Annotated in this window: 10 protein-coding genes; 6 read left to right on the forward strand and 4 right to left on the reverse strand. The window is 36.6% G+C overall.

Translation table 11 applies throughout. From position 1 onward, the window contains the following. The 5 genes from RLO81_RS14840 to arsC all read left to right on the forward strand — a co-directional run. Positions 1–1,388: hypothetical protein (locus RLO81_RS14840; protein ID WP_350113240.1), on the forward strand; the 1,388-nt coding region annotated here is incomplete at its 5' end. Between the two features lie 72 nt (positions 1,389–1,460). Further along, a complete protein-coding gene (locus RLO81_RS14845; RefSeq protein ID WP_350113243.1) occupies positions 1,461–3,101 on the forward strand; it encodes a pyruvate dehydrogenase complex dihydrolipoamide acetyltransferase in 1,641 nt (546 codons plus the stop codon). 45 nt (positions 3,102–3,146) lie between these two features. Beyond that, a complete protein-coding gene (locus RLO81_RS14850) occupies positions 3,147–3,764 on the forward strand; it encodes a hypothetical protein (protein WP_350113246.1) in 618 nt (205 codons plus the stop codon). Next, entirely contained in the window at positions 3,757–4,296 is a 540-nt protein-coding gene (gene hslV, locus RLO81_RS14855) for an ATP-dependent protease subunit HslV (RefSeq protein ID WP_350113248.1), read from the forward strand. The genes RLO81_RS14850 and hslV overlap by 8 nt, the downstream gene beginning before the upstream one ends. Continuing rightward, the gene (gene arsC, locus RLO81_RS14860) at positions 4,296–4,643 is read left to right on the forward strand and encodes an arsenate reductase (glutaredoxin) (RefSeq protein ID WP_350113251.1); all 348 of its coding nucleotides are present in this window, start codon (positions 4,296–4,298) and stop codon (positions 4,641–4,643) included. The genes hslV and arsC overlap by 1 nt, the downstream gene beginning before the upstream one ends. A 45-nt stretch (positions 4,644–4,688) precedes the next feature. On the opposite strand, the gene RLO81_RS14865 is transcribed toward arsC, so the two are convergent. Both RLO81_RS14865 and RLO81_RS14870 read right to left on the reverse strand, forming a co-directional pair. Next, positions 4,689–5,876 carry an aspartate aminotransferase family protein gene (locus tag RLO81_RS14865; protein WP_350113254.1) on the reverse strand — a complete coding sequence of 396 codons (1,188 nt, stop codon included), beginning with the start codon at positions 5,874–5,876 and terminating at the stop codon, positions 4,689–4,691. Between the two features lie 27 nt (positions 5,877–5,903). Further along, positions 5,904–6,728, reverse strand: coding sequence for an OmpA family protein (locus RLO81_RS14870; RefSeq protein WP_350113257.1), 825 nt, complete (start codon positions 6,726–6,728; stop codon positions 5,904–5,906). Between the two features lie 127 nt (positions 6,729–6,855). Here RLO81_RS14870 and RLO81_RS14875 point away from each other — a divergent pair, with 127 nt between their 5' ends. Next, positions 6,856–7,044: a PspC domain-containing protein gene (locus RLO81_RS14875; protein WP_350113260.1), complete on the forward strand. Its 189-nt coding sequence runs from the start codon at positions 6,856–6,858 to the stop codon at positions 7,042–7,044. On the opposite strand, the gene RLO81_RS14880 is transcribed toward RLO81_RS14875, so the two are convergent. Then, on the reverse strand, positions 7,041–7,475 hold the full coding sequence (locus tag RLO81_RS14880) for a hypothetical protein (protein ID WP_350113263.1): 435 nt from the start codon (positions 7,473–7,475) through the stop codon (positions 7,041–7,043). The two genes, RLO81_RS14875 and RLO81_RS14880, sit on opposite strands and share 4 nt — an antisense overlap. A 43-nt stretch (positions 7,476–7,518) precedes the next feature. Continuing rightward, positions 7,519–8,184 (reverse strand): tetratricopeptide repeat protein (locus tag RLO81_RS14885; protein ID WP_350113266.1); only part of this gene is annotated, 666 nt, incomplete at its 5' end.

Consider the following 8,184-nt stretch of genomic DNA (forward strand, 5'->3'; position numbering starts at 1 on the left):
CTGATTTAACCGATAATTCGATTGTCTATAGCAATCATTCTCTTTATGGATTAAATACAGTGGAAATTGAGTTTAATCCATCTAGCTGGACTCCTTTAAGTGAGGTTGAAGATAGAAACGTAGATATTTTAGAACCAATTATCGAGCAAGAAGGCCATGAACATATTTTGGATCAGGTACCTGATAAAAAACATGCTTCAAAGAATTATTCGAAAATAGGTCATATGTTTAATATACATAGCTGGGGCCCATTTTTAAATACCGGTGCTAACACTATTCAGGCCGGCTTATTTTCTCGAGATGTTTTAAGTTCAACAAGGGCTTCTGTTGGCTATACCTATGATGCAGTCGATCAAACAGGTTTTACAAGTGCAAAAATCAGCTACCAAGGCTGGTTTCCTGTCATTGATTTGCAGTATGACTTCGGAAATAGAAGAACATCTACCTATGAGTGGGTGGAGAAAACTACGAATGTTGGATTATCAATTCCTTTAAATCTTACGAATAGTAAGTTTTTTGAGTCTCTTACATTCTCTAACGCAATTGGAATTCGAGAGATCTCAAAATTTGAAAGAAGATCAGGTACTTTAGGAGGAAGAGACAGTTTTGACGATTACCAAATCATCGATAGGAGTGTTAATCCAAACGACACAATCATTTTTAGAGGATACCAAGTTGATACGAGGGAGTTGGACAATGGAGAAATGATTTTTAATAATTTTTCTGTGCGCTATTCTAATTTATTAAAAAGAAGTCCAAGGAATTTTGAAAGCTTATGGGGCCAAATATTTGTATTTGAGCAGTTTAATACTATTTCTGGCGATTTTAACGGTTCACTTACAGGATTTCGTGCTGCTTTCTACTTTCCGAGCCCTATTTATTTAATAAATAAGAATCTCTTCAAATCACATTCTCTGAATTTTAGATTTGGTTATCAAAAAAGAGAAATAAATGATGATATTAATCTTTATTCTTTTCAGAACGTGATTTTCAAACCTAGGGGTTATGCTTATCCAAATGAGGAAAGCTTTACATCATTTATCACAAACTATGAATTTCCAATTGGCTATCCTGATTTTTCAATTGGTCCTGTAATTAACGTTAAGAGAATTCGTCTTAATTCATTCTTTGATTTTGGTAATGATAATGTAATTCAAACTGTTTTTACAACAGAACCAACTCTAGGGTTTAGAGAAAATGACTCAGTAGGAAATTTCAATACTGATAGCCAATACTTATCCTACGGTACAGAATTAACCTTTGACCTTAATTTAATGCGCTTTCCATTGGATCTAGAAGTAGGTGTTAGATGGGTAACTACAGAAAGAAATGCATGGAATGAAGGTGGTTCTTCCATCGAAATAATTTTTGCTGGTGTTAACCTTTAATTTATCAGCGTGTTATTTTGAATAAACTCTTATTAACATCTATTTTTGACTGCTTAAATTAGAAAAGATACTATGGCCGAAGTAATAAGAATGCCCAAGATGAGTGATACCATGGAAGAAGGTGTAATTGCCTCATGGTTAGTGAAGGAAGGGGATACGGTAAAGTCGGGAGATATACTTGCAGAAGTTGAAACAGATAAAGCTACTATGGAGCTGGAGTCTTACGAAGACGGTGTGCTCCTGCATATTGGAATTAAAGAAAAAGAGGCGGTTCCTGTTAATGGTGTAATTGCTATTATAGGCAAGAAAGGGGAAGATATTTCTGACTTACTAAAAGAAGCATCCAATGATGGTGGTTCTTCAGAAGAAACAAAAGAGGAGGAGAAAGAGTCTGATCGCTCCGATGATACTAGCGAAGAAATTGATGCCTCTGATGTAAAAGCTTCGCTCATTACGATGCCTAAAATGAGCGATACCATGACAGAAGGTACTATCGCTTCATGGTTGAAAAAAGAAGGTGATAAAGTAAGCTCTGGTGATATTCTGGCCGAAGTTGAGACTGACAAGGCAACTATGGAGCTGGAGGCTTATGAAGACGGCACGCTACTTTACATTGGCATCAAAGAGGGCGAATCAGTGCCTGTTGACGGTGTAATTGCTATTGTTGGAGAAAAAGGGGCGGACTATGAGAAGCTTCTTAAAGCACATAAAACGAAATCTTCAGATAAGAAGGAGAAGAAAGATGAGCCTAAGAAAGAAGAAAAAGCAGTAACTGCTGAATCTAAATCGTCAACTCCCCAGGCAGAACAGAAAAAATCAAGTGAATCCAATGCCAGCTCAAATGGTAGAATTAAAGCTTCTCCATTAGCCAAAAAAATGGCTGATGAGATGGGCTATGATATTTCAAAAATACCAGGCTCTGGTGATCATGGTAGAATCGTAAAGCGTGATGTTGAAGATTATAAACCATCGGCACAACCAGCAACTTCAGGAGATGGCCAGCAAATCTCAATACCTGCAGTAGTAGGCGAGGAATCTTATGAGGAAGTAAATGTTTCTCAAATGAGAAAAACAATCGCCAAGCGATTGGCTGAGAGCAAGTTTACCGCACCTCATTTCTACCTTACTATGGAAATTAACATGGATAAAGCCATGGAAGCCAGAAAGGGTATGAATGATTTTTCTCCTGTAAAAATCAGCTTTAATGACATAATAATTAAGGCGGTGGCTGCTGCACTAAGACAACATCCAAAAATTAACTCATCCTGGTTAGGCGATAAGATCAGGTACAATAAACATATTCATATTGGTGTAGCAGTGGCTGTAGATGAAGGACTTTTAGTGCCGGTAGTTCGTTTTGCAGATAATAAGTCTTTGTCTCACATTTCTACTGAAGTAAAAGATTTGGCTAATAAAGCTCAGAATAAGCAACTTCAACCATCGGATTGGGAAGGGAATACCTTTACAATTTCAAACCTTGGAATGTTCGGAATTGAAGAATTCACGGCAATTGTAAACCCACCGGATTCTTGCATTCTGGCAGTTGGAGGAATTAAGCAAACAGCTGTTGTAAAAGATGGACAGTTAGTGCCTGGTAATGTTATGAAAGTTACTTTATCCTGCGACCATCGAGTGGTAGATGGTGCCTTAGGAGCAGCATTCCTTAAAACGCTTAAAGGGTTATTGGAAGATCCGGTTAGAATATTAGTATAAGACAAGTTAACAAAAAGCACGCTGGTCGTGCTTTTTTCAATTAATATGGCAGATAAGAAAAAATCGTTCAAACTTAAAATGTCTCAAAATCTGGCGCAATTACTCATTGTAATGGCCGGTGTTTTTCTTGGGATGTTGCTTACTGAATGGAATACTAGTCGTAAAACTTCTGCTAGAGTTGAGGCTGCAATTGAACAGATTAGAATTGAGATAAGCGCAAATCAGAAAATGATTGAAAGAAGCATAGCGCATAAAAGACCTTTTTTCGATTCATTAGATAGCCTGGAAAAGTCTGTATCGGAAGAGCTAGGGAAAGAGCCAGTATATGATCGACCATTCTTGGAACGTTTTCCTGGTTGGAAAGGCATAGGTGGAATTAGAGCCGACAATTCAATGTATGAAACGGCAAAATTTAGTGATGTAATTCCTGAAATGAATATTGAACTGGTACAGGTAATTGCAAAAGTATATAATACTCAAAATGATTATAACAGGCTACGCCAAACATTAATGAATAGATTTTTAGAGATGAATTCATCCTCGACATATAAGGATGCATTTAGAATAATGTGGCAGATAGGAGAGGAGTTAGGGGCTTACGAACTCAAACTGCAAGAAGAATACAAAATAGCCTTAGACAAATTGGAGGATTACAATGACTAAAGTAAAATCAACAACCGTTTTAGCGGTAATACATAATGGAGAGGTAGCCATTGGTGCAGATGGACAAGCTACCATGGGAAATTACGTTGCAAAGAGCAATGTGAAAAAGATTAGAAAGCTACAAGATGGTAAGATTGTTACAGGTTTCGCAGGATCTACAGCAGATGCTTTTACTTTATTGGAACGGTTTGACGAAAAACTGAATGCTTATGGTGGCAATATGAAGCGCGCGGCAATTGAATTGGCCAAAGATTGGAGAATGGATCGTTACTTAAGAAAGCTTGAGGCCATGCTCATATCTGCAGATAAAGATGAGCTACTTGTGATATCAGGGACTGGTGATGTCCTCGAGCCAGATAATCAAATTGCAGCCATAGGCTCTGGATCTATGTATGCACAGTCTGCTGCGTTAGCATTAAAAAAGCATGCTCCAGATTTATCAGCAGAACAGATAGTAAGAGAAAGCCTGAATATAGCCGCAGACATCTGCATTTATACAAATCATAACTTGGTTATTGAAAAGATAAAATAATGGCTAAGGCAACAATTTACCATAACCCAAGATGTGGCAAGAGTAGGAATACGCTTAAGATTCTCGAAGAAAAAGGCGTTGAAAGCAACATTATTGAGTATTTGAAAACGCCACCTTCTTTTGAAGAGTTGAAGACAATTATTGGCAAACTCAATATTAAACCTGAAGAGCTTTTGAGAAAGGGAGAAACTGTTTACAAAGAAAAATATAAAGGCAAGAATTTGTCAGATGATGAGTGGATTAAGGTTATGGTTGATAATCCAATTTTAATTGAACGGCCGATAGTAGTGGCAGGAAGTAGGGCCGTATTAGGTCGGCCACCTGAAAACGTTTTGGATCTGGTTTGATAATTTTGCTGTATTTAATTTAGCTATTGTAAAGCAATTGAGAAGCTATTTCAGAGAATCAAAGGCCTCTTTAATTATAGCACAACTATTAATTATTTCTGACTTGGTAATTGTCAGTGGTGGTGCAATTCTAAAACTATTTGGGCAGCTTAGAAACCAAAAACAAATTACACCCCGTGTTAAACAATATTCGACAATGTGAGCTACTTCTGCTGTTGTTTCAAACTCAAATGCAAAAAGTAGTCCTTTTCTTCTTATTTCTTTAACCCTGGGATGATGCAACAATTGTTCAAACAGAAGCCCTTTTTGTTCAACTGTTGATAGCAGCTTTTCCTCTTCAATAACTTCAAGGCTTGCTAATGCAGAAGCGCAACACACCGGGTTACCCCCAAAAGTAGTAATATGCCCAAGCATAGGATCATGCGTAAGCGAGTTCATGATTTCGTAAGAGGAAATAAATGTGCCTATGGGCAGCCCACCACCTAATGCTTTTGCTGATGTTAGTATATCAGGAACAACTCCATAATGTTCAAAGGCAAACATTTTACCCGTTCTTCCGATTCCAGTTTGTATCTCATCAAAAATGAGTAATGCGCCCTTCTCTGTACAACGCTTCCTTAGCGCTTCTAAAAATTCTTGTGTAGCAATTCTTACGCCTGCATCGCCTTGTATAGGTTCAATAATTACACAGGCTGTTTTTTCTGTAATGTTTTCCAACTGTTCAATAGTATTGAAGGTTAAGAATTTCACATCTGGTAAAAGTGGCCTGAAAGCTGCTTTTTTTACTTCATTACCTGATACACTCAATGAACCATGTGTACTACCATGATAGGCACCTCTAAATGAAATTATTTCTGTGCGACCCGTATATCTTTTTGCCAGCTTTAACGCACCTTCATTTGCCTCTGTACCACTATTAGTAAAATAGCAGCAGTTTAGGTTTTCAGGTAGCAATTCAACTAAAGCCTCAGCCAACATATTAGGTGCAGATTGTACATATTCACCATAAACCATAACATGTAAATGCTTATCAACCTGTTCTTTAATGGCTTGTATTACTTTTGGATGACGATGGCCTATGTTACTTACACCAATACCAGAAATTAGATCAATATACTTTTTACCATCAGGAGCATATAAATAAACCCCTTCAGCCTTTTCAATGTCTAAAAGAAAAGGCGAATGTGTTGTTTGTGCAAGATGTTTTAGAAAGGTATTGTGGCTGAAATTCATGCCACTAAATTAAGATTAGAATCCGATTTAAAATACTGTAAAATCTACTCTTCGTTCTTCCTGTTTTTTTTCGGCAGCTTTTGCTTCCGATGAGTGTTCTTCTCCATAACCAACCACAGATATATGATCATCATGTACCCCCATTTGTACCATTAACTCTCGGATTTTCTCTACCCGCTTTATTGATAGGGCTACGTTGGCCTTAAAATCGCCCACATGGTCGGTATGGCCTTCTATCAAAATGTGTTTGCCTTGTAGTGCATATTCCACTGCTATTAGAAATGGCTCCATATCTACAAAAGCAAACTCATCCTGCCCAGTAATGAAATATAGGGGTTCTAGTTTAAGTGGCTTCTCTTGATCGAAATTTTCCAAATGCTTTTCAACTTCTTTTCTAATTTGCTCATGTTTTTCAGAAGTTGGTGCAGGAAGCTTGTTTTTTATTAAAACCTCATCCTCAATTTTATGTTTCTCATCGATACTCATGGTTTCAATATCAGGAGTTTTATTTTCAGGTTCCACTTTAGGCTGAGGCTTCGGTTTTGGTTTTGGTGCAGGTTTGGCCGTTGGCGTGTCGTTTGGGTCTACTTCCGCTAGGTAAACCTGCTTTTTCTTCTTTTTCTTTCTACTGGCAACTTTTACACTTCGGTTCTTTTGTCTAAGTTTCTTTTTTCGTAGCCTGTCACATTGATCATCTGCTTTTATGAAATTCTTTGAATATCGTTTTTTAAAAAAATCTTGACGTGAACTTTTGTAATTGGAATAGTTGGGCCTACCATTTGTAGATTTGCACGATACCTGGGTTAATAGTATCGATAAAAGTAAATATGTATAAAAAATAAATATCTTCACGCTAAATCTACTTCACTAAAAAATAAACAGGAATTTTATCGATTTTAAATATAGCAAGATTCATAATTACTGCCAATACTGGAGATTTTATTATATTAGGAATTATAATTAATTAAAAATGAATTAAATGAGCGCGCGTAATCTTCATAGAGTTAAAAATAATGCTGTGCTGGCAGGAGTTTGTGCTGGCATTGGAAAATATTTTGGTTGGGATCCAGTAATTGTAAGAATACTTTTTGTGATCTTAACTTTAGTAGGAGTAGGGTCACCGATATTAATCTATTTGATATTGTGGATAGTGATGCCCTCAAATTAATCTACATCATGTAGCTTAAGAAACTCTTTTACATTTTGCTTCACTGCTGCTGGATTACTTCCATCGAAAGCAGCTGTTGCTATCGCTTTAAAAAGTTCACCAACAATTTCTGGTTTAAAGCCAAGCTTTTCAGCGTAAACAGCTGCTACTTCCAGTTCAATATCTTCCACAATGTTATCAAGATAGATCATGTGCACTAAATGATATATCGCCTCCATTTTTTCTACCCTGCTGTCGAGCATGGTAAATTGCATTTTATCAAACTCACCTTCTATTCTGTGTAAATCTTTTTGAGAAAGGTGGAGTTGTGCACTCCACTTTAATAAGCACGCTACATACTTGCTCTGAATTTTCTCCTGACTAAGAAATAAGGCTAGAATGTTAAAAAAACTGAGTTTAATTGATTGAAGTTCTTCTTTGGCTAGATCCATGCTATTAGAGTGTTGCTGGCGTATTACAATTAACAAAATTAATTTATAAATAGTCGCAATCTAAATCAATTTTTATACTATTCTTAGAAAAACCTCTTTCGATTGCTCGTTTAAGATCATTGCAAGCTCTGTTTGGCTGGTTGAGATTTTTTCTAGCACGTGCCCTTAAATAATAAAGCTCAGATCTTTCTGGACGCAGAAAAATACCCCAATTGCAATCCTTAATTACTTCTTCCATATCTCCATATTCCATTTGAAGGTAAGCACGGGCTTTAAACATATTATAATTGGTTTCAGGCATTTCTTTTGGGTCTATAATAAACTCAAAAGCCGCACCGTAAGCACTTTCCTGAAATTTTTTAAATAAATACCGAGCCTCATTGTAGTAATCTAATTCTTTTTTTGTGTCGCCAATTTGATGATAAAGCTCTGCAAGTTGTAACGTTAATTGTAAATCCTCGGTATCCCTTTCTAACACGTATTCATATATATGTGCTGCATTTTGTAAATTTCCGAGCTTTAAATAACATTCAGCCATCATTTTCCAGTTAGCAATTCTCACTGGGCTCTGAAAATCGGCTAGCACTTTAAAATCATTAATAGCCATAGCGTAAGATTGCTCCTTATATTCCATAATTGCCACATTGTTAAGCTGTTCGATAAAATCATCTTTCTTTGCAGCAAATCGGTATTCTATTGGATTGTTTCT

It is taken from the genome of Fulvivirga sp., from assembly GCF_040220315.1.
GTDB lineage: Bacteria > Bacteroidota > Bacteroidia > Cytophagales > Cyclobacteriaceae > Fulvivirga.